Origin of the sequence: Streptomyces akebiae (genome assembly GCF_019599145.1) — a bacterium.
Classification (GTDB): domain Bacteria; phylum Actinomycetota; class Actinomycetes; order Streptomycetales; family Streptomycetaceae; genus Streptomyces; species Streptomyces akebiae.
Window position 1 is genome coordinate 6,195,327 of the sequence record NZ_CP080647.1, and the last position, 20,760, is coordinate 6,216,086.

Sequence of the window (20,760 nt, forward strand, 5' to 3'; positions counted from 1 at the left end):
ACCTCGACCGGGGCCCCGGCCGGCTCCCCACGTACGGAGAAACACACACCATGGACCGCCTCGACAACACCGTCCGCCCCTACGCCTGGGGCTCGACCACCGCCATCCCGCAGCTCCTCGGAGTGGCCCCCACCGGCGAGCCGCAGGCGGAGATGTGGATGGGGGCCCACCCCGGCGCCCCCTCGCGCACCGGGCGCGGTCCCCTCACCGAGGTCATCGACGCGGCACCTGAACGCGAGCTGGGAATCCGGACGGTCGAGAAGTTCGGCCCCCGCCTCCCCTTTCTGCTGAAGCTCCTCGCCGCCGGCGCCCCCCTCTCCCTCCAGGTCCACCCCGACCTCCGACAGGCCCGGGAGGGTTACGAGGACGAGGAGCGGCGCGGCATCCCGATCGACGCGGGCCACCGCAACTACAAGGACGCCAACCACAAGCCGGAACTGATCTGCGCCCTCACGGAGTTCGACGGCCTCTGCGGCTTCCGCGAACCGCTCCGCGCCGCCGAACTGCTGGCCGCCCTCGACGTCGACTCCCTCAAGCCGTACGTCGACCTCCTGCACGCCCACCCCGAAGAGGCCGCGCTGCGCGAGGTGTTGACCGCCGTCCTGGGCGCCGACCCCGAGGAGACGGCCCACACCGTCACCGAGGCCGCGGCCGCCTGCGCCCGCCTCGGCGGTGCCTACGCCCCCTACGCCGACATCGCCCACCACTACCCGGGCGACCCCGGCGTCATCGCCGCCATGCTCCTCAACCACGTACGCCTGCAGCCCGGCGAGGCCCTGTTCCTCGGCGCCGGCATCCCGCACGCCTACCTCAACGGCCTCGGCGTCGAGATCATGGCCAACTCCGACAACGTCCTGCGCTGCGGCCTCACCCCCAAGCACGTCGACGTCCCCGAACTCCTGCGCATCGTCCGCTTCGAGGCGACCGACCCGGGCGTGCTGCGCCCGGAAGCGTCCCCGGACGGCGAGGAGGTCTACGAGACGCCCATCGACGAGTTCCGCCTCTCCCGCTTCGTCCTTCCCGAGGCCACCGCCCCGCACGACCTCACCCGCGCCACCCCGCAGATCCTTCTCTGCACCGCAGGCTCGGTCCGGGCGGGCGAACACACGCTCGCCCCCGGCGAGTCCGTCTTCGTGCCCGCGGACGAGAAGGCCGAGGTGTCCGGACCGGGCACGCTGTTCCGGGCCACCGTGATCGCGTGACGGCCTGACACCTCCTGATCCACGACCCGACGCACCGACACCGGGCCGGGCTGCAACAATGCCCCCTGCAAAAGGCGGGCAAAGCCCGGCCGGTGACGGACGGAAGCGTGGGTACCCATCCCCACGCACAGGCATATGCGTAGGCGAAGGGACACCTCGGAGACATGAGCGCGTCAGGCGGCACCAAGGCGATCGTGGCGGCACTCGCCGCCAACCTCGCGATCGCGGTAGCGAAGTTCGTGGCGTTCCTCTTCAGTAACTCGTCGTCAATGCTCGCCGAGTCCGTGCACTCGCTCGCCGACTCGGGCAACCAGGCCCTGCTGCTCCTCGGCGGCAAGAAGGCCAAGCGCGAGGCGACCGCCGAACACCCCTTCGGCTACGGCCGCGAGCGCTACATCTACGCCTTCCTCGTCTCCATCGTCCTCTTCTCCGTCGGCGGCATGTTCGCCCTCTACGAGGGCTACGAGAAGATCAAGCACCCGCACGAGATCGAGGCCTGGTACTGGCCGGTCGGTGTCCTCGTCTTCGCGATCATCGCCGAGACGTTCTCCTTCCGGACCGCCATCAAGGAGTCCAACGTCCTGCGGGGCAACAAGTCCTGGACCGAGTTCGTCCGCCATGCCAAGGCCCCCGAGCTGCCCGTCGTCCTCCTGGAGGACCTCGGTGCCCTCGTCGGCCTGATCCTCGCCCTCGGCGGCGTCAGCCTCGCCCTGCTCACCGGCGACGGCGTCTGGGACGGCATCGGCACCCTCTGCATCGGCGTCCTGCTCATCCTGATCGCGATCGTCCTCGCCGCCGAGACCAAGTCCCTCCTCCTCGGCGAGTCCGCCGGCACCGAGAACGTGGAGAAGATCGCGCAGGCCGTCGTCGACGGCGACACCGTCACCCGCGTCATCCACATGCGCACCCTCCACCTCGGCCCCGAGGAACTCCTCGTCGCCGCCAAGATCGCCGTCCGGCACGACGAAACGGCCACCGAGGTCGCCAACGCCATCAACGCGGCCGAGGCCCGCATCCGCGAGGCCGTCCCGATCGCCCGCGTCATCTACCTGGAACCCGACATCTACAGCGAAGCCGAAGCCGCCAAGGGCCCCGACCCCGAGGCCGCCCCCGGCGGACCGGCCGCCCCCGCCGAGCACTGATCCACCGGCCCGTTCGGGCCACCCCACCAGGCACCGAGCACAGGGGCCCGTCGCGCGAACGGACGCGACGGGCCCCTGCCCGTCCCCGGCCCGTGCCGACTCCGTCCCCGTACGCCCTCCGCTGCCGAACAGCCCGCCGTCGGCACCCCGCACGCCACACACACCTCTCCCTTCGGCTGGATCTGTGCTCAGGCGGACTGGGGCAGGCCGGGCCCACCGGTGTAGCTTGGGACGGAGCCAGACGTCGCTGCTGATGGCGGTCGGGCGGTCCCACCGCGGACCGACCGAGGGAGAGAGGGCCTCCGACGGACTGCGCTGCGCGCACGCGGGCATGCCTGTGTCCTCTTCGGGGCACCCCTGTGTCCGCCGCCGCGCAGACCAGCCCTACCCACCCTCGACCCGACACCGAGGAGCAGTTCGCAATGACGACTGTCGAAAACCGACAGGACTTCAAGGTCGCCGACCTCTCGCTGGCCGCGTTCGGCCGCAAGGAGATCACCCTCGCCGAGCACGAGATGCCCGGTCTGATGGCGATCCGCAAGGAGTACGCCGAGTCCCAGCCCCTGGCCGGCGCCCGCGTCACCGGCTCCCTGCACATGACCGTGCAGACCGCCGTCCTCATCGAGACCCTGGTCGCCCTCGGCGCCCAGGTCCGCTGGGCCTCCTGCAACATCTTCTCCACCCAGGACCACGCTGCCGCCGCCATCGCGGTCGGCCCGAACGGCACGGTGGACAACCCGCAGGGTGTCCCGGTCTTCGCCTGGAAGGGCGAGACCCTGGAGGAGTACTGGTGGTGCACGGAGCAGGCGCTGACCTGGCCGGACAGCCCCACCGGCGGCCCCAACATGATCCTCGACGACGGCGGTGACGCCACGCTCCTCGTCCACAAGGGCGTCGAGTACGAGAAGTCCGGCGAGGTCCCCGCGGTCGACACCGCAGAGAACGAGGAGCACCGCGTCATCCTCGAACTCCTGAACCGCACCATCACCGACGGCTCGCAGAAGTGGACCCAGCTCGCCTCGGAGATCCGCGGCGTGACCGAGGAGACCACCACAGGTGTGCACCGCCTGTACGAGATGCAGCGCGACGGCGTCCTCCTCTTCCCGGCGATCAACGTGAACGACGCCGTCACCAAGTCGAAGTTCGACAACAAGTACGGCTGCCGCCACTCCCTGATCGACGGCATCAACCGCGCCACCGATGTCCTCATCGGCGGCAAGACGGCCGTCGTCTGCGGCTACGGCGATGTGGGCAAGGGCTGCGCGGAGTCCCTGCGCGGACAGGGCGCCCGCGTCATCGTCACCGAGATCGACCCGATCTGCGCCCTGCAGGCGGCGATGGACGGCTACCAGGTCACGACCCTCGACGAGGTCATCGACAAGGCCGACATCTTCATCACCACGACCGGCAACAAGGACATCATCATGGCCTCGGACATGGCCAAGATGAAGCACCAGGCCATCGTCGGCAACATCGGCCACTTCGACAACGAGATCGACATGGCCGGTCTCGCGAAGATCCCGGGCATCGTCAAGGACGAGGTCAAGCCGCAGGTCCACACGTGGACGTTCCCCGACGGCAAGGTGCTCATCGTCCTGTCCGAGGGCCGCCTGCTGAACCTGGGCAACGCCACCGGTCACCCGTCGTTCGTGATGTCCAACTCGTTCGCGGACCAGACCCTGGCCCAGATCGAGCTGTTCACCAAGCAGGCCGAGTACCCGATCGGCGTCTACACGCTGCCCAAGCACCTCGACGAGAAGGTCGCCCGCCTCCACCTCGACTCGCTCGGCGTGAAGCTTACGACCCTCCGTCCGGAGCAGGCCTCGTACATCGGCGTCGAGGTCGAGGGCCCGTACAAGCCGGACCACTACCGCTACTGATCCACCCGGCGGTGGACGCGTCGGATGCGTCGCACGGCGACCGTCGACGCATCCGCCTCGGCAGCAGCACCCAGGCAGGCCCCCGCACCCCCGTGCCGGGGGCCTGCCCGTTCGGCTCCTCTTCAGGCCCGTCGGCCGGACCAGCCCGTCAAGACCCAGGACCCCCATGCCCCGCGGCCGGTATTCGCTTCATGACCCGCACGACCACACCCTCCTCGCCGAGGAACACTTCCACTGCGCGCCCGGCCCGTCCGGCTGGCGCTACGTCTCGCAACTGACCGCCCCCTCCGGCGACCACGCCGGTTCCGTCGATCTGGCCCTCGACGAACTCGGCCGCCCCATCCGCCTCGAACTCCACGCCGCGAGCTGGCAGGTCCGCGGCGCCGCCCTCGACGGCGTCACCTGGGTCCGCACCGACCCCACCGGCACGGAAGCCACCGAAGGCAATGTCCGCGCCCACGCCTTCACCGGCACCTCTCCGGCGTTCCTCATCGCCACCGCCCGTCTGCTGCGCCTCACCCCCTCCGCCCCGGCCACCCGCGTACGCCTCGTCGCCTTCACCGACCCGGTCCTGGCCCCGCGCACCCTCGACCAGTCCTGGGCCTTGATCGACAGAGAAGCACACGCCACTGACAACGGCCCCCTGACCGTGGACGAATACCAGGTCACAGCCCTGGACACGGGGGAGCGGCACTCCGTTCACATCGCGGGCGACGTCGTTCTGGCGGCACCCGGAATCGAGCTGGAGCACCTGGAGACGCCGCCGTCCACGTTCGACTGAGACCCGGCGACACCCCGGTCCGGCCCGCACCGACGGTGAGGTCGAGCCGTGCCCTGCCGGCAGCGCACCACCGGCGGCCGCACGACTCAGGCGGGTGGGGCGAACCCGGTGCTCGGCCGCCCGGTGGACGGCGCGTGCGGCGGCTCGGGGGAGGGTGGGGTACCTGGCGCGGCCGGGCCGGGAACGTCGGCGGCGACACCGGCCCCAGGCACGGCACCTGCGGCTGCCGAGGGCGGCGCGTACCCGGAGCCGCCCGTGGCCGGGGCCGGGCTCACATACCCCCCGGGCGGCGCATACGCAGGAGCGGCGGGCGGTTGCACGGAGGGAGACTGCACGGAGGGAGGCTGAGCGGCCGGCAAGCCGGCCGCACCCGCCCCGGCCGCACCCGCCCCGACCGCGCCCTGGAAAGCCTGACGGGCCTCCCGGGCCTGCCGCTCGTGCACCACGGCGGCCAGATACGCGCCGGGCGGCACCCCGTAGGGCGCCGGAGCCCCGGTACGGGCCGCGAGGTCCGAGGCGAGACGTTCCGCCATGGCCGCGCCGACGTGCGGGTCCAGCTGCCGCATCCGCGTCAGGTACTGGCGGATGGCCAGCCACAGCCCGTCCGGCACAGCGGACAGGTCGAGCGCGGCGAACTGTCCCGCGAGCCATGGCGGGGGCGGAGGCACGAATGCCGCCCGCCCGGCCGGAACCCGCTCCCGCACGACCAGAGTCCCGGCGAACACGTCACCCAGCCGACGCCCCCGCGCCGAGACGAGCGAGGCGATGCAGGCGACGACCCCGAAGGTCATCAGGATCTCGACCACCCCGACCGCCCCGCGCACCAGCGCGTGCCGGAACCGGATCGGTCCGCCGTCGTCCCGCACCACCCGCAGCCCGCAGGCGAGCTTCCCCAGCGAACGCCCGTGGCTCAGCGTCTCCACCGCGATCGGCCCGCCCACCAGGACGAGCAGGAAGCTCGCGATGGATATCGCCGTCTGCGCTGCCTCGTCGAGCCCGGCCGTCGACAGCACCAGGACCAGAACCACCGCGAGGTAGACGACCACGGCCACGACCAGGTCGAGCAGCACGGCCAGCGCCCGGCTCGGCAGCTTCGCGGGACGCAGCTCCAGCGCCACCGCCTCGCCCGTCACTAGCTCACTCACACCCGTAGTCCCTTCCGGATTCATCCCCTGACCTGCCCCGAGAGTGGCCAGTCTGCCAAGCTGAGGTCATATCGCACCGCAGTACGACCCGTACGACCAGTACGACCTGTGCGATCAATATGACAAGCCGGCACGCAGTGCGAGAGGGACGAGGAGCAGCACACCCGATGGACCTCGATGTCTTCGTGTCCGCACATCGTGCCGAGTGGGACCGCCTCGACGCCCTGCTCCGCCGCCAGCGCCGTCTCGACGGAGCCGAGATCGACGAACTCGTCACCCTCTACCAGCGCACCGCCACCCACCTCTCACTGATCCAGTCGAGCGCTCCGGACCCGCAGCTCACCGGTCGACTCAGCCAACTGGTGGCACGCGCGCGCAGCGCCGTCACGGGCAACCGACGGGCCTCCTGGCGTGACGTCACCCGCTTCCTGACCCATGGCTTCCCCGCGGCGGTCTACCGCTCCCGTCACTGGTGGGTCCCCACAGCGCTGCTCTCCACCCTCGTCGCCGTGCTCCTCGGGTGGTGGATCGGCACCCACCCGGAGGTCCAGGCCGGCATCGCGGCCCCTGAGGCGCTCCGCGAGATGACCCGCCCCGGTGGTCAGTACGAGACGTACTACTCGAGCCATCCCGCCGCGTCCTTCGCGGCCCAGGTGTGGACGAACAACGCCCAGGCCGCCGCGATGTGCCTGGTTCTGGGGATCTTCCTGGGCCTGCCGGTCCTCTGGATCCTGCTCCTGAACATGCTCAACCTGGGCGTCGGCATCGGCCTGATGACCTCGGCCGGCCGCCTGGACGTCTTCCTCGGCCTGATCCTCCCGCACGGCCTGCTGGAACTGACCGCCGTCTTCGTGGCCGCCGGAACGGGTCTGCGGCTCGGCTGGACCGTCATCGACCCAGGGCCCCGCACCCGCCGGTCGGCCCTGGCCGAGGAAGGGCGAGCGGCCCTGGGCATGGCGATAGGCCTGGCGCTGGTCCTCTTCGTCTCCGGCGCCATCGAAGGCTTCGTCACCCCGTCCGGCCTGCCCACCTGGGCCCGCATCAGCATCGGCGTCCTCGCCGAACTCGGCTTCCTCGCGTACGTCTATGTCCTGGGCGGACGAGCCGCACGAGCTGGTGACACGGGCGATGTCGAGGAACACGAACGCAGCGCGACGGTCCCCACAGCGGCCTGATGTGCGTTCACCCCCGTCGGGCTGTTAGTCTCCTCTTCGTTCCCGCAAGAGCTGTTGACACGGCCCATGTGGGGAGGTAGATTTGCACAGTTGCCTAGAGGTGGACATACCCCAGGGCCGCAGTAAGAATCTATCGACTCCTCGCGAATGAGATGTCCCGAGCGAGTCCACCCGATGAATCAGAAACGAACAGCCGGTCAGGCCGGTGAAAAACTTCTGATAAAGTCGGACTCACCGAAAGAAAGCCGCAAGGCAATCAATTGGTTAGGCCTTCCAACGGCCACCGGAAATGAATTCCGACCGGAAACGGAACGGAAAACGGATCTGGTAAGGTTGGAAACGCAAGACCGAAGGGAAACTGCCCGGAGGAAAGCCCGAGAGTAGCTTGGGTGAGTACAAAGGAAGCGTCCGTTCCTTGAGAACTCAACAGCGTGCCAAAAATCAACGCCAGATATGTTGATACCCCGTTCCCGGCCGGTCATCGGTTGGGGCGAGGTTCCTTTGAAACAAACACAGCGAGGACGCTGTGAACCATCGGATCATTCCTCCGGTGGTTCCGCTCTCGTGGTTTGCACCCGATTACGGGTACACATTCACGGAGAGTTTGATCCTGGCTCAGGACGAACGCTGGCGGCGTGCTTAACACATGCAAGTCGAACGATGAACCACTTCGGTGGGGATTAGTGGCGAACGGGTGAGTAACACGTGGGCAATCTGCCCTTCACTCTGGGACAAGCCCTGGAAACGGGGTCTAATACCGGATACAACCACTGCAGGCATCTGTTGGTGGTGGAAAGCTCCGGCGGTGAAGGATGAGCCCGCGGCCTATCAGCTTGTTGGTGAGGTAACGGCTCACCAAGGCGACGACGGGTAGCCGGCCTGAGAGGGCGACCGGCCACACTGGGACTGAGACACGGCCCAGACTCCTACGGGAGGCAGCAGTGGGGAATATTGCACAATGGGCGAAAGCCTGATGCAGCGACGCCGCGTGAGGGATGACGGCCTTCGGGTTGTAAACCTCTTTCAGCAGGGAAGAAGCGAAAGTGACGGTACCTGCAGAAGAAGCGCCGGCTAACTACGTGCCAGCAGCCGCGGTAATACGTAGGGCGCGAGCGTTGTCCGGAATTATTGGGCGTAAAGAGCTCGTAGGCGGTCTGTCGCGTCGGATGTGAAAGCCCGGGGCTTAACCCCGGGTCTGCATTCGATACGGGCAGACTAGAGTGTGGTAGGGGAGATCGGAATTCCTGGTGTAGCGGTGAAATGCGCAGATATCAGGAGGAACACCGGTGGCGAAGGCGGATCTCTGGGCCATTACTGACGCTGAGGAGCGAAAGCGTGGGGAGCGAACAGGATTAGATACCCTGGTAGTCCACGCCGTAAACGGTGGGAACTAGGTGTTGGCGACATTCCACGTCGTCGGTGCCGCAGCTAACGCATTAAGTTCCCCGCCTGGGGAGTACGGCCGCAAGGCTAAAACTCAAAGGAATTGACGGGGGCCCGCACAAGCAGCGGAGCATGTGGCTTAATTCGACGCAACGCGAAGAACCTTACCAAGGCTTGACATACACCGGAAACGGCCAGAGATGGTCGCCCCCTTGTGGTCGGTGTACAGGTGGTGCATGGCTGTCGTCAGCTCGTGTCGTGAGATGTTGGGTTAAGTCCCGCAACGAGCGCAACCCTTGTTCTGTGTTGCCAGCATGCCCTTCGGGGTGATGGGGACTCACAGGAGACTGCCGGGGTCAACTCGGAGGAAGGTGGGGACGACGTCAAGTCATCATGCCCCTTATGTCTTGGGCTGCACACGTGCTACAATGGCAGGTACAATGAGCTGCGAAGCCGTGAGGCGGAGCGAATCTCAAAAAGCCTGTCTCAGTTCGGATTGGGGTCTGCAACTCGACCCCATGAAGTCGGAGTTGCTAGTAATCGCAGATCAGCATTGCTGCGGTGAATACGTTCCCGGGCCTTGTACACACCGCCCGTCACGTCACGAAAGTCGGTAACACCCGAAGCCGGTGGCCCAACCCCTTGTGGGAGGGAGCTGTCGAAGGTGGGACTGGCGATTGGGACGAAGTCGTAACAAGGTAGCCGTACCGGAAGGTGCGGCTGGATCACCTCCTTTCTAAGGAGCATCTAGGTCCCGTCAAGGGATCCAGGGCCATAACGCAGGCGAGTGTTCTGCGGTGGTTGCTCATGGGTGGAACGTTGATTATTCGGCTGGTTTTCACGGGCCGGAGGCTGTTAGTACTGCTCGCAAGAGTGTGGAAAGCATGATCTCCGGGCGGGAGCCGGCCGGGCACGCTGTTGGGTGTCTGAGGGTATGGCCGTATGGCTGCCTTCAGTGCCGACCCCGGTGAAGCACCATGCAGATGGTGTGTGACGGGTGGTTGGTCGTTGTTTGAGAACTGCACAGTGGACGCGAGCATCTGTGGCCAAGTTTTTAAGGGCGCACGGTGGATGCCTTGGCACCAGGAACCGATGAAGGACGTGGGAGGCCACGATAGTCCCCGGGGAGTCGTCAACCAGGCTTTGATCCGGGGGTTTCCGAATGGGGAAACCCGGCAGTCGTCATGGGCTGTCACCCATACCTGAACACATAGGGTATGTGGAGGGAACGCGGGGAAGTGAAACATCTCAGTACCCGCAGGAAGAGAAAACAACCGTGATTCCGGGAGTAGTGGCGAGCGAAACCGGATGAGGCTAAACCGTATACGTGTGAGACCCGGCAGGGGTTGCGTATGCGGGGTTGTGGGATCTCTCTTCTGTTGTCTGCCGGCAACAGGACGAGTCAGAAACCGTTGATGTAGACGAAGGACATGCGAAAGGTCCGGCGTAGAGGGTAAGACCCCCGTAGTCGAAACGTCAGCGGCTCGTTTGAGAGACACCCAAGTAGCACGGGGCCCGAGAAATCCCGTGTGAATCTGGCGGGACCACCCGCTAAGCCTAAATATTCCCTGGTGACCGATAGCGGATAGTACCGTGAGGGAATGGTGAAAAGTACCCCGGGAGGGGAGTGAAATAGTACCTGAAACCGTGTGCCTACAAGCCGTGGGAGCGTCGGAACAAGGCTTGCCTTGTTCTCGTGACTGCGTGCCTTTTGAAGAATGAGCCTGCGAGTTTGCGGTGTGTTGCGAGGTTAACCCGTGTGGGGAAGCCGTAGCGAAAGCGAGTCCGAACAGGGCGATTCAGTAGCGCGCTCAAGACCCGAAGCGGAGTGATCTAGCCATGGGCAGGTTGAAGCGGAGGTAAGACTTCGTGGAGGACCGAACCCACCAGGGTTGAAAACCTGGGGGATGACCTGTGGTTAGGGGTGAAAGGCCAATCAAACTCCGTGATAGCTGGTTCTCCCCGAAATGCATTTAGGTGCAGCGTCGTGTGTTTCTTGCCGGAGGTAGAGCACTGGATAGGCGATGGGCCCTACCGGGTTACTGACCTTAGCCAAACTCCGAATGCCGGTAAGTGAGAGCGCGGCAGTGAGACTGTGGGGGATAAGCTCCATGGTCGAGAGGGAAACAGCCCAGAGCATCGACTAAGGCCCCTAAGCGTACGCTAAGTGGGAAAGGATGTGGAGTCGCACAGACAACCAGGAGGTTGGCTTAGAAGCAGCCACCCTTGAAAGAGTGCGTAATAGCTCACTGGTCTAGTGATTCCGCGCCGACAATGTAGCGGGGCTCAAGCGTACCGCCGAAGTCGTGTCATTCCAGCATGAGGGCCAACGCCCGCTGGGATGGGTAGGGGAGCGTCGTGTGCCGGGTGAAGCAGCCGCGGAAGCGAGTTGTGGACGGTTCACGAGTGAGAATGCAGGCATGAGTAGCGATACAAACGTGAGAAACGTTTGCGCCGATTGACCAAGGGTTCCTGGGTCAAGCTGATCTGCCCAGGGTAAGTCGGGACCTAAGGCGAGGCCGACAGGCGTAGTCGATGGATAACCGGTTGATATTCCGGTACCCGCTGTGAAGCGTCAAACATTGAACCAGGCGATGCTAAGTCCGTGAAGCCGCCCCGGAGCCTTCGGGCAAAGGGGAGTGGTGGAGCCGACGAACCAGACTTGCAGTAGGTGAGTGATGGGGTGACGCAGGAAGGTAGTCCATCCCGGGCGGTGGTTGTCCCGGGGTAAGGGTGTAGGACGTCAGGTAGGTAAATCCGCCTGGCAATAGTCTGAGACCTGATGCCGAGCCGATTGTGGTGAAGTGGATGATCCTATGCTGTCGAGAAAAGCCTCTAGCGAGTTTCATGGCGGCCCGTACCCTAAACCGACTCAGGTGGTCTGGTAGAGAATACCGAGGCGTTCGGGTGAACTATGGTTAAGGAACTCGGCAAAATGCCCCCGTAACTTCGGGAGAAGGGGGCCATCACTGGTGATCCGATTTACTCGGTGAGCTGGGGGTGGCCGCAGAGACCAGCGAGAAGCGACTGTTTACTAAAAACACAGGTCCGTGCGAAGCCGTAAGGCGATGTATACGGACTGACGCCTGCCCGGTGCTGGAACGTTAAGGGGACCGGTTAGCTCACTTTCGGGTGGGCGAAGCTGAGAACTTAAGCGCCAGTAAACGGCGGTGGTAACTATAACCATCCTAAGGTAGCGAAATTCCTTGTCGGGTAAGTTCCGACCTGCACGAATGGCGTAACGACTTCTCGACTGTCTCAACCATAGGCCCGGTGAAATTGCACTACGAGTAAAGATGCTCGTTTCGCGCAGCAGGACGGAAAGACCCCGGGACCTTTACTACAGTTTGATATTGGTGTTCGGTTCGGCTTGTGTAGGATAGCTGGGAGACTGTGAAGCTCGGACGCCAGTTCGGGTGGAGTCGTCGTTGAAATACCAGTCTGGTCGTGCTGGATGTCTAACCCGGGTCCGTGATCCGGATCGGGGACAGTGTCTGATGGGTAGTTTAACTGGGGCGGTTGCCTCCCAAAGGGTAACGGAGGCGCCCAAAGGTTCCCTCAGCCTGGTTGGCAATCAGGTGGTGAGTGTAAGTGCACAAGGGAGCTTGACTGTGAGACCGACGGGTCGAGCAGGGACGAAAGTCGGGACTAGTGATCCGGCGGTGGCTTGTGGAAGCGCCGTCGCTCAACGGATAAAAGGTACCCCGGGGATAACAGGCTGATCTTCCCCAAGAGTCCATATCGACGGGATGGTTTGGCACCTCGATGTCGGCTCGTCGCATCCTGGGGCTGGAGTCGGTCCCAAGGGTTGGGCTGTTCGCCCATTAAAGCGGTACGCGAGCTGGGTTTAGAACGTCGTGAGACAGTTCGGTCCCTATCCGCTGCGCGCGCAGGAATATTGAGAAGGGCTGTCCCTAGTACGAGAGGACCGGGACGGACGAACCTCTGGTGTGCCAGTTGTTCTGCCAAGGGCATGGCTGGTTGGCTACGTTCGGGAGGGATAACCGCTGAAAGCATCTAAGCGGGAAGCCTGCTTCGAGATGAGTATTCCCACCCACTTGATGGGGTAAGGCTCCCAGTAGACGACTGGGTTGATAGGCCAGATATGGAAGCCTGGTAACGGGTGGAGTTGACTGGTACTAATAGGCCGAGGGCTTGTCCTCAGTTGCTCGCGTCCACTGTGTTGGTTCTGAAACCACGAACAACCCCACGTCTGTCACAGAGCGTGGTGCGGTTGAGTGTTTCATAGTGTTTCGGTGGTCATAGCGTGAGGGAAACGCCCGGTTACATTCCGAACCCGGAAGCTAAGCCTTACAGCGCCGATGGTACTGCAGGGGGGACCCTGTGGGAGAGTAGGACGCCGCCGAACAATTCTTGAGAAGACCCCTGCCGGGTGACCGGCAGGGGTCTTCTGCGTTTTGGGGAGCCTTGCCCCTCCCGGGGAATTGGGCTGGGAATCAGAGGCGTCCGGCTGCTTTCAGCGCCAGATAGGCGTCTGCCAGAGCCGGCGCCAGGTTGTCCGGCGTCGCGTCGACGACTGTGACTCCGTGCCGACGAAGTTGTTCGGCGGTGCGGTGGCGGTCCGCTTGGGACTGGGCGGCCGCGGCGGCCTCGTAGACGGCATCCGTGGTGCCCCGGGACTTCGCCATGCGGGCGATGCGCGGATCGGCCACTGAGGCCACCAGAACCGTATGGCGTTGGGTGAGGCGGGACAGGACAGGGAGTAGACCCTGTTCGACGGGGGCCGCGTCAAGACTGGTGAGGAGGACGATCAGGGCCCGGCGGGGTGCCGTGCGCAGCGCGGTGGCGGTGAGGCCTCGGGCGTCCGTTTCGACGAGCTCGGGTTCGAGCAGGGCCATGGCGTTGACCAGTGACGGAAGGACGTCACCCGCTGTGCGGCCCTGCACGAGAGCTCGTACACGGCGGTCGTAGGCCAGCAGGTCCACGCGGTCGCCGGCGCGGGATGCGAGGGCGGCCAGGAGGAGAGCCGCGTCCATGGAGGCGTCGAGCCGGGGGGCGTCGCCCACGCGGCCCGCCGAGGTCCGGCCGGTGTCCAGGACGAGGAGGATGTGCCGGTCACGTTCGGGACGCCAGGTCCGCACGGCCACTGAGGACTGGCGGGCTGTGGCGCGCCAGTCGATGGAGCGGGTGTCGTCGCCGGGGATGTATTCGCGAAGGCTGTCGAACTCCGTGCCCTGGCCTCTGGTCAGGACGCTGGTGCGGCCGTCCAGTTCGCGCAGACGGGCCAGCTTGGACGGCAGGTGCTTGCGGCTGGTGAACGGGGGGAGCACGCGTACGGTCCAGGGGGCTCGGTGGCTGCCCTGGCGGGCGAAGAGGCCGAGGGGGCCGTACGAGCGGACCGTGACCCTGTCGGCCTGGCGGTCACCCCGACGGGTCGGGCGTAGGCGGGTGGTGAGACGACGGCGCTCGCCCGGAGGGATCGTGAGGCGGTGGCGGGATGCGGTCACCTCGGTGCCGGGGAGCCAGCTGCTGGGGGGCCAGGCGTCGCGAAGTTCAGCGCGCAGGGGGCGGTTGGAGGGGTTGGTGACCGTGAGGGTGACGTCCGCGGCCTCGCCCAGGCGTGCGGAGGTGTCGCCGGAGCGCAGGAGCCCCAGGCGGCGCACGGGTGCGGCGAGGGCGTAGTCGCAGGCGCACGCCAGGGCCAGGGGAGCGTTCACGGCGAGGATTCCCGCCCAGCTGGGTTCCCAGATGCCGACGGGGAGGGTGCCGAGGGCCGCGAGGAGCGCGGCGCGTCCGGTGGGGGCCATCAGCGGGGCACGGGGACGTGGGCGAGGATCGCGTTGATGACCGAGTCGGCTGTCACGCCCTCCATCTCGGCCTCGGGGCGGAGCTGGACGCGGTGGCGGAGGGTTGGGAGCGCGAGCGCCTTCACGTCGTCGGGGATGACGTAGTCGCGGCCCGTCAGCCAGGCCCAGGCGCGGGAGGCCGCGAGGAGAGCCGTGGCGCCCCGGGGGGAGACGCCGAGGGTGAGGGACGGGGATTCGCGGGTGGCGCGGCAGATGTCCACCACGTAGGCGGTGATCTCGGGGGAGACCGTCGTCTTGGCCACGGCGGCGCGGGCGGCTTCGAGGTCGGCTGCGTTCGCGACGGGGCGCACGCCGGCGGCGCGCAGGTCGCGGGGGTTGAAGCCGTCGGCGTGACGGGTGAGAACGTCGATCTCGTCCTGCCGGGACGGGAGTGGGACCGTCAGTTTCAGGAGGAAACGGTCCAGTTGGGCTTCGGGAAGGGGGTAGGTGCCCTCGTACTCGACCGGGTTCTGGGTCGCCGCGACCAGGAACGGGTCCGGGAGCGGGCGGGGGGTGCCGTCGACGGTGACCTGGCGTTCCTCCATGGCCTCCAGCAGGGAGGACTGGGTCTTCGGCGGGGTGCGGTTGATCTCGTCCGCGAGGAGGAGGTTGGTGAAGACCGGGCCGGGCTGGAAGGAGAACTCGGCCGTGCGGGTGTCGTAGACGAGGGAGCCGGTGACGTCGCTCGGCATCAGGTCCGGGGTGAACTGGACGCGCTTGGTGTCGAGATCGAGCGCGGACGCGAGGGCCCGCACGAGCAACGTCTTGGCCACCCCGGGGACTCCTTCCAGTAGGACGTGTCCGCGGCAGAGGAGGGCGACGACGAGGCCGGTCACGGCGGGGTCCTGGCCGACCACGGCTTTGGCGATCTCGGCGCGCAGGGCCTCCAGGGAGGCACGGGCGGCGCCCGGGTCCCCGGTGGTCCCGGCGTTGTCAGTGGTCGGGTCCATCATGAACGGCGTACCTCTCTTTCGAGGGCGTCGAGTTGGTCGGTGAGGGCGATGAGGGCCTTGTCGTCGCCGGGCGGCGGGCCGAAGAGGAGGGTGTGCAGGGGCTGTCCGTCGCCGTGGAGGTGGGCGGACAGGGCGGGGAGCAGTGCCTCGGGCGTGTGGGCCCGGGAGACGGGGACACCTACGAGGGGGGCGAGGCGCGTGCGGGTGGTGGAGCGAAGAGCGGCGGCCGCGCGGTCGCGGGCGTTGGCTTTGCGGTAGAGGCGGGCGCGGCCTTCGACGGTCTCGGAGGCGCGGATCGCGACGGGGAGTTTCTCGGGCACCAGGGGGCCGAGTCGGCGTGCCCGCCACAGGGCGGCGAGGGCGCCGGCGACGAAGAGTTGCAGGGTGCCCCAGAACCAGCCCGAGGGGAGCAGTTCGAAGAAGCTGCGGTTGCCCGAGTCGGGGGCCGAGTCATCGGCGAGTGAGGGGAGGTACCAGACCACATGGGGGCGCGAGCCGAGGAGTTGGAGGGCGAGGGAGGCGTTGCCCTGCTCGTCGAGGCTGCTGTTGAGGAGGATGTCGGGGGCGCCGAGGACGACGGTGTCGCCGTCCCCGGTGGCTGCCGGGACGCGCACCAGGGTGGGCAGGCCGTCCTCGGGGTAGCAGGTGTCGGCGGCGCGGGCGGTGACGTGGTAGCGGAGCCCGCCGGTGTCGGCGCTGCCAGCGCGGCGGGCGGCGGGCAGCTCGCAGCGTGGCGTGAGGGTGGAGTCGAGGCTGAGTGCCGCGTCGGCGGTGACTCCGGGGGCGAGGGCGCTCACGGACGGGGGGCCGGGGGCGACGAGGACCGTGCGGCCGCCGGAGGCCTCGGTCGCCTCGTGCAGGCGGCTCTGCTGGGAGTCGGTGAGCAGGTCGGGGACGGCGATCAGGAGGGTGGTGTCCGGGCCGGCGGCTGCGCTTGCCTCGTCGAGGGTGGTGACCAGCCGGGTGGACACGCCCCGGTCTTCGAGCAGTTCGGCGACGGCGCGGCTGCCGTCGGTGTCGGCGGCGCGTGGGTCCAGGCGGCCGCGTTCGGCGCCGGAGCGGATCACGGCGATCACGACGGCTGCCGCCAGCAGGATCACGGCCGCGAGCACGACACCGCGCGCGCGGGTCCACACCTGGCGGGCGGTGGGCGAGACCGAGGTGGAGGGAAGCGTGGTCCCGGTGGTCATTCGGCGGCTCCCGGGTGGGTACTCGGGGCCCTGCTCGTGGTGCTGGGGGTGCTGCTCGCCAGCGCGGGCTTGCTGCGCTCGAGGTCGGTGTCGAGGGCGGCGAGGCGGCGGTACGTTCCTTCGGCGGCGGATCGGCCGCCGTACGTGACGTCGTCGAAGTCCCGGGCGGCGGTGTGCAGTCGGTCCGCGTGCGCGGGGAGCACCGAGCCCGCTTCGGAGGCCGCCTCGTCGGCGGTGCGGCCGGGGCGTACGTCGAGCAGGGCGCGTTCCTCCAGGGAGCGGACGACGGCGCGCATGCGTTCCTGGACGGCCTGGTTCCAGTGGCCCAGGGCGGCCTGTGCCTCGGCGGCCGCGCGGTGTTCCGCGGCGCTGCGCGGACGGTCGTCGAAGAGCACGGCGGAGGAGGTCGGGGTGCGGTGCGGGGTGCCGAGGCGCCACCACAATGCTCCGAGGAGGGCGAGGACGGCCAGGACGATGACGACGAGGCCGAGTGTGCCGCCGGGGGTGGCGGCCGAGGCGGCGCCGAACACCTTGTCGAGCCAGTCCCAGAAGGCGTCGAGGGCGCGCTCGTACCAGCTGGGGTCGTTCTGGTGGTACATGCCCTTGGACAGCTCACGACGGGCCGCCTCCCGCGCGGGATCGCGCGGGAGGGTGATGGGTGGCTCGTCCGCCGAGCGCCACGACATCGGTACGGCTGTCAGCGCTCCCCCCGACCGTGTCACCCCATCAGCTCCCCGGGGTGGCGCCCGGGGCGTCGCCGTAGCCCTGGAGGCCTGCGGCGCGGCCCAGTTCGAGGTCGAGGGCCTCGCGGCGGATGCGCTGGTCGATGTAGAGGAGCACGGTGACACCGGCGCTGATCGGGAAGGTGAGCGTGGATCCGATCACCGCGCCGACGCCGCTGATGACGAGGTAGGTCCAGCCCAGTGCGGTTCCGCCGGTGGCGAGGAGGCCGGAGATGCCGTCGCCGTCGAGGGCCGCGCCCGCGAAGGAGAAGGGGATCACGACGATCGACGCGACGACGTAGGCGATGATCGTGGCGAGCAGCTGGATGCCGAGGACCCGCCACCACGAGCCGCGCACCAGCTTGACGGAGCGGCTCAGCGACTTGCGGACGCCCTGCTTCTCCAGCATCAGGGCGGGAGAGGCGAGCGAGAAGCGGATCATCAGCCACACGGTGAGGACGAAGGCGCCGAGTCCGCCGAGGAGGGCGAGGAGTACGCCGGCTTCGGTGGAGCCTCCGGCGGCGAGCAGGATGCCGGGTGTCACGCCCACGGTCAAGATCAGGAAGGCGATCAGGAGCAGCAGGATGGTCAGGCCGCCCAGGCGGAGCAGTTGCGGGCGGGCGTCCCGCCAGGCCTCGGCGGTGGTGACCGACTTGCCGAGGACGGCGCGGCTGGTCACGGTCGTGAGCAGGGCCGTCGCGATGATGGTGCCCAGCAGGGAGATCACCATGACGACGGAGGTGCTCAGCAGGGTGTCGCCCAGGGCGCGGAGCAGTTCGCCGGGGGTGGCGGTCGGGTCGTTGAGGGCGTCGGTGCTCGCGGTGTCGTTGAGGACGAGGCCCTGGAGCAGGATGACCCCGATCTGCGTGACGACCGCGACGGTCAGGGAGATGCCGAGGACCGTGCGCCAGTGCGTGCGCATGGTGGAGACGGCGCCGTCGAGGATCTCGCCGATGCCGAGCGGGCGCAGCGGGATCACGCCGGGTTTGGCGGCGGGCGGGGGGCCGCCCCAGCCGCTGCCCCAGCCGGGAGTGCCGTAGCCCGGGCCGGGGGCGCCGTAGCCGGGGTGGCCGCCGGGGGCTCCCGGGCCGCCGGGCGGGCCGTAGCCGCCGGGGCCGGGGGGCTGAGGGCCGGGGTGGCCGCCCCGGCCCGGGACGGGCGGTGGTGGCGCGGTCTGGCCGGGGGCCTGCGGGTTCGGAGCGGACCACTGGGCGGGCGGCGGCTGGTCCTTGGACCACTTGGACGGCGGTTGCGCCTGGTCCGCGCCGGGCTGATCCGTCGGCTGCGCCTGTCCGGCCCCGGTCGGGTCCGTCGGCTGTGCGGAGCCCTGCTGGTCCGGCTGCTGGCCGCCCGAGGGGGCGGATCCGGGCGAGGCCCAGCCCGGAGTGTCCTTCATCGTCGCTCCTTCACGGTGCTCGTCCGCGGTCGCGGCGGCAGGTTGGCGCCCATCGTGCCACGCGGTGTCCGGGAAGTGACCGGGGGCCGTATGCGCTGCGCACCTTCAATTGTCCGACGGATACGGGGCAGACTGACCGCATGGCTGATCAGTACGCGCGATCCGGCGACGACATCGGGCCGACCGGCATACCGGCGATCCGTTGGGACGAGCCACCCGAAGGCCCCGTCCTGGTCCTCCTCGACCAGACGAGACTGCCGGCCGAGGAGGTCGAGCTGGTGTGTACGGACGCGCCCGCGCTGGTGGAGGCGATCCGTTCGCTCGCCGTGCGCGGGGCGCCGCTGCTGGGCATCGCCGGGGCGTACGGCGTCGCGCTCGCCGCCGCGCGGGGGTTCGACGTGGAGGAGGCCGCCGACGCGCTGGAAGGCGCCCGGCCCACCGCGGTGAACCTCGCGGTCGGGGTGCGCCGGGCGCGGGCCGCGCACCGGGCCGAGCTCGGCCGCTCGGGGGACCGGAAGCAGGCCGCGGAGGCGGCGCTCGCCGCGGCGCGGGCGCTGCACCGTGAGGACGCCGAGGCCAGTTCCCGCATGGCCGCGCACGGGCTGGTGCTGCTCGACGAGTTGCTGCCGGGTGGTGGACACCGGGTGCTCACGCACTGCAACACCGGGGCGCTGGTGTCAGGGGGTGAGGGCACGGCGTTCGCGGTGGCGCTCGCGGCACACCGGGTGGGGCGGCTGCGGCGACTGTGGGTGGACGAGACGCGGCCGTTGCTGCAGGGTGCTCGGCTGACCGCTTATGAGGCGGCGCGCAGCGGAATGGCGTACACCTTGCTCACGGACAATGCCGCGGGCTCGTTGTTCGCCGCGGGTGAGGTGGACGCGGTGCTGGTGGGGGCCGACCGGATTGCCGCCGACGGTTCGGTGGCGAACAAGGTCGGGACCTATCCGCTCGCGGTGCTCGCCCGGTACCACCACGTGCCTTTCATCGTGGTGGCGCCGGTGACGACGATCGATTTGGGCACCCCGGACGGGGCGTCCATCGAGGTGGAGCAGCGCGCGGGTCATGAGGTGACGGAGATCACGGCACCTCAGGTGCCGATGGCGGGAGCAGAGGCGGGAGGTGGGATCGCGGTGGCCCCCCTGGGGACCCAGGCGTACAACCCGGCGTTCGACGTGACGCCGCCCGAGTTGGTGACGGCGATCGTCACCGAGGAAGGGGCTGTGTCGCCCGTGACCGCTGATGCGCTTGCCGAGCTGTGTGACAGGTCACGCCAGGTAACGATTTAGTTAATGGGATGATGGCATTCATGAAGGGACGAGTCCTTGTCGTCGACGACGACACCGCACTGGCCGAGATGCTCGGCATTGTGTTGCGTGGTGAAGGTTTTGAGCCGTCTTTCGTAGCCGACGGCGACAAGGCGCTGGCCGCGTTCCGTGAGGCCAAACCGGATCTGGTGCTGCTGGATCTGATGCTGCCGGGCCGGGACGGGATCGAGGTGTGCCGTCTGATCAGGGCGGAGTCCGGGGTGCCGATCGTGATGCTCACGGCCAAGAGCGACACCGTCGATGTGGTGGTCGGTCTGGAGTCGGGCGCGGACGACTACATCGTGAAGCCGTTCAAGCCGAAGGAGCTGGTGGCCCGGATCCGGGCGCGCCTGAGGCGGTCGGAGGAGCCGGCGCCCGAGCAGCTCGCCATAGGTGACCTGGTCATCGATGTGGCCGGGCACTCGGTGAAGCGTGAGGGGCAGTCCATCGCGCTGACGCCGCTGGAGTTCGATCTGCTGGTCGCGCTGGCGCGCAAGCCGTGGCAGGTGTTCACTCGGGAGGTCCTGCTGGAGCAGGTCTGGGGGTACCGCCATGCGGCGGACACCCGTCTGGTGAACGTGCACGTGCAGCGGCTGCGTTCCAAGGTCGAGAAGGACCCGGAACGGCCGGAGATCGTGGTGACCGTCCGTGGTGTCGGATACAAGGCAGGGCCCAGCTGA

At 67.8% G+C, this 20,760-nt stretch carries 13 protein-coding genes and 3 rRNA genes; 10 read left to right on the forward strand and 6 right to left on the reverse strand.

What is annotated here, in order from left to right; translation table 11 throughout:
• Positions 1–50: 50 nt before the first annotated feature.
• The 4 genes from manA (at position 51) to K1J60_RS26750 (ending at position 5,005) form a co-directional block, all read left to right on the forward strand.
• Positions 51–1,202 carry a mannose-6-phosphate isomerase, class I gene (manA, locus tag K1J60_RS26735; RefSeq protein ID WP_220648414.1) on the forward strand — a complete coding sequence of 384 codons (1,152 nt, stop codon included), beginning with the start codon at positions 51–53 and terminating at the stop codon, positions 1,200–1,202.
• A 164-nt stretch (positions 1,203–1,366) separates the two neighbouring features.
• On the forward strand, positions 1,367–2,344 hold the full coding sequence (locus K1J60_RS26740) for a cation diffusion facilitator family transporter (RefSeq protein ID WP_220648415.1): 978 nt from the start codon (positions 1,367–1,369) through the stop codon (positions 2,342–2,344).
• Between the two features lie 422 nt (positions 2,345–2,766).
• Complete coding sequence (ahcY, locus tag K1J60_RS26745) at positions 2,767–4,224, forward strand: adenosylhomocysteinase (protein WP_220648416.1); 1,458 nt, start codon at positions 2,767–2,769, stop codon at positions 4,222–4,224.
• Positions 4,225–4,390: 166 nt separating this feature from the next.
• Positions 4,391–5,005 carry a hypothetical protein gene (locus K1J60_RS26750; protein ID WP_220648417.1) on the forward strand — a complete coding sequence of 205 codons (615 nt, stop codon included), beginning with the start codon at positions 4,391–4,393 and terminating at the stop codon, positions 5,003–5,005.
• Between the two features lie 86 nt (positions 5,006–5,091).
• On the opposite strand, the gene K1J60_RS26755 is transcribed toward K1J60_RS26750, so the two are convergent.
• Positions 5,092–6,150: an RDD family protein gene (locus K1J60_RS26755; RefSeq protein WP_220648418.1), complete on the reverse strand. Its 1,059-nt coding sequence runs from the start codon at positions 6,148–6,150 to the stop codon at positions 5,092–5,094.
• Positions 6,151–6,317: 167 nt separating this feature from the next.
• Between K1J60_RS26755 and K1J60_RS26760 the strand changes: the two genes are divergently transcribed.
• The 4 genes from K1J60_RS26760 to rrf all read left to right on the forward strand — a co-directional run bounded on the left by K1J60_RS26760 (position 6,318) and on the right by rrf (position 13,077).
• Positions 6,318–7,325, forward strand: coding sequence for a stage II sporulation protein M (locus K1J60_RS26760; protein WP_220648419.1), 1,008 nt, complete (start codon positions 6,318–6,320; stop codon positions 7,323–7,325).
• 592 nt (positions 7,326–7,917) lie between these two features.
• Positions 7,918–9,444, forward strand: a 16S ribosomal RNA gene (locus K1J60_RS26765).
• A gap of 308 nt (positions 9,445–9,752) precedes the next feature.
• Positions 9,753–12,871: ribosomal RNA gene (locus K1J60_RS26770) — 23S ribosomal RNA — on the forward strand.
• A gap of 89 nt (positions 12,872–12,960) precedes the next feature.
• Positions 12,961–13,077, forward strand: a 5S ribosomal RNA gene (gene rrf, locus K1J60_RS26775).
• The 16S, 23S and 5S rRNA genes sit together here, the layout of an rRNA operon.
• Before the next feature lie 88 nt (positions 13,078–13,165).
• Here the strand turns inward: rrf and K1J60_RS26780 are convergent.
• Genes K1J60_RS26780 through K1J60_RS26800 form a run of 5 tightly spaced genes read right to left on the reverse strand, consistent with a single transcriptional unit; the run spans position 13,166 to position 18,776 of the window.
• A complete protein-coding gene (locus K1J60_RS26780) occupies positions 13,166–14,476 on the reverse strand; it encodes a DUF58 domain-containing protein (RefSeq protein WP_220648420.1) in 1,311 nt (436 codons plus the stop codon).
• A complete protein-coding gene (locus tag K1J60_RS26785; RefSeq protein ID WP_220651717.1) occupies positions 14,476–15,465 on the reverse strand; it encodes an AAA family ATPase in 990 nt (329 codons plus the stop codon). Before K1J60_RS26785 ends, K1J60_RS26780 begins: the two co-directional genes overlap by 1 nt.
• On the reverse strand, positions 15,465–16,658 hold the full coding sequence (locus tag K1J60_RS26790; protein ID WP_220648421.1) for a DUF4350 domain-containing protein: 1,194 nt from the start codon (positions 16,656–16,658) through the stop codon (positions 15,465–15,467). Before K1J60_RS26790 ends, K1J60_RS26785 begins: the two co-directional genes overlap by 1 nt.
• Entirely contained in the window at positions 16,655–17,344 is a 690-nt protein-coding gene (locus K1J60_RS26795; protein WP_220651718.1) for a DUF4129 domain-containing protein, read from the reverse strand. Before K1J60_RS26795 ends, K1J60_RS26790 begins: the two co-directional genes overlap by 4 nt.
• A 40-nt stretch (positions 17,345–17,384) precedes the next feature.
• Positions 17,385–18,776, reverse strand: coding sequence for a glycerophosphoryl diester phosphodiesterase membrane domain-containing protein (locus K1J60_RS26800; protein WP_220648422.1), 1,392 nt, complete (start codon positions 18,774–18,776; stop codon positions 17,385–17,387).
• Between the two features lie 140 nt (positions 18,777–18,916).
• On the opposite strand from K1J60_RS26800, the gene mtnA reads away from it, so the two are divergent.
• Both mtnA and mtrA read left to right on the forward strand, forming a co-directional pair.
• Positions 18,917–20,062, forward strand: coding sequence for an S-methyl-5-thioribose-1-phosphate isomerase (mtnA, locus tag K1J60_RS26805; RefSeq protein WP_220648423.1), 1,146 nt, complete (start codon positions 18,917–18,919; stop codon positions 20,060–20,062).
• Between the two features lie 8 nt (positions 20,063–20,070).
• Positions 20,071–20,760, forward strand: a complete 690-nt coding sequence (gene mtrA, locus K1J60_RS26810) for a two-component system response regulator MtrA (RefSeq protein WP_189823911.1) — start codon at positions 20,071–20,073, stop codon at positions 20,758–20,760.

Excerpts from the sequence above, each read along its gene's own strand:
- manA (WP_220648414.1), top strand. The coding sequence starts at position 51 with ATGGACCGCCTCGACAACACCGTCCGCCCCTACGCCTGGGGCTCGACC.
- K1J60_RS26740 (WP_220648415.1), top strand. The coding sequence starts at position 1,367 with ATGAGCGCGTCAGGCGGCACCAAGGCGATCGTGGCGGCACTCGCCGCC.
- ahcY (WP_220648416.1), top strand. The coding sequence starts at position 2,767 with ATGACGACTGTCGAAAACCGACAGGACTTCAAGGTCGCCGACCTCTCG.
- K1J60_RS26750 (WP_220648417.1), top strand. The coding sequence starts at position 4,391 with ATGCCCCGCGGCCGGTATTCGCTTCATGACCCGCACGACCACACCCTC.
- K1J60_RS26760 (WP_220648419.1), top strand. The coding sequence starts at position 6,318 with ATGGACCTCGATGTCTTCGTGTCCGCACATCGTGCCGAGTGGGACCGC.
- K1J60_RS26780 (WP_220648420.1), bottom strand. The coding sequence starts at position 14,476 with ATGGCCCCCACCGGACGCGCCGCGCTCCTCGCGGCCCTCGGCACCCTC.
- K1J60_RS26785 (WP_220651717.1), bottom strand. The coding sequence starts at position 15,465 with ATGGACCCGACCACTGACAACGCCGGGACCACCGGGGACCCGGGCGCC.
- K1J60_RS26790 (WP_220648421.1), bottom strand. The coding sequence starts at position 16,658 with ATGACCACCGGGACCACGCTTCCCTCCACCTCGGTCTCGCCCACCGCC.
- K1J60_RS26795 (WP_220651718.1), bottom strand. The coding sequence starts at position 17,344 with ATGTCGTGGCGCTCGGCGGACGAGCCACCCATCACCCTCCCGCGCGAT.
- K1J60_RS26800 (WP_220648422.1), bottom strand. The coding sequence starts at position 18,776 with ATGAAGGACACTCCGGGCTGGGCCTCGCCCGGATCCGCCCCCTCGGGC.
- mtnA (WP_220648423.1), top strand. The coding sequence starts at position 18,917 with ATGGCTGATCAGTACGCGCGATCCGGCGACGACATCGGGCCGACCGGC.
- mtrA (WP_189823911.1), top strand. The coding sequence starts at position 20,071 with ATGATGGCATTCATGAAGGGACGAGTCCTTGTCGTCGACGACGACACC.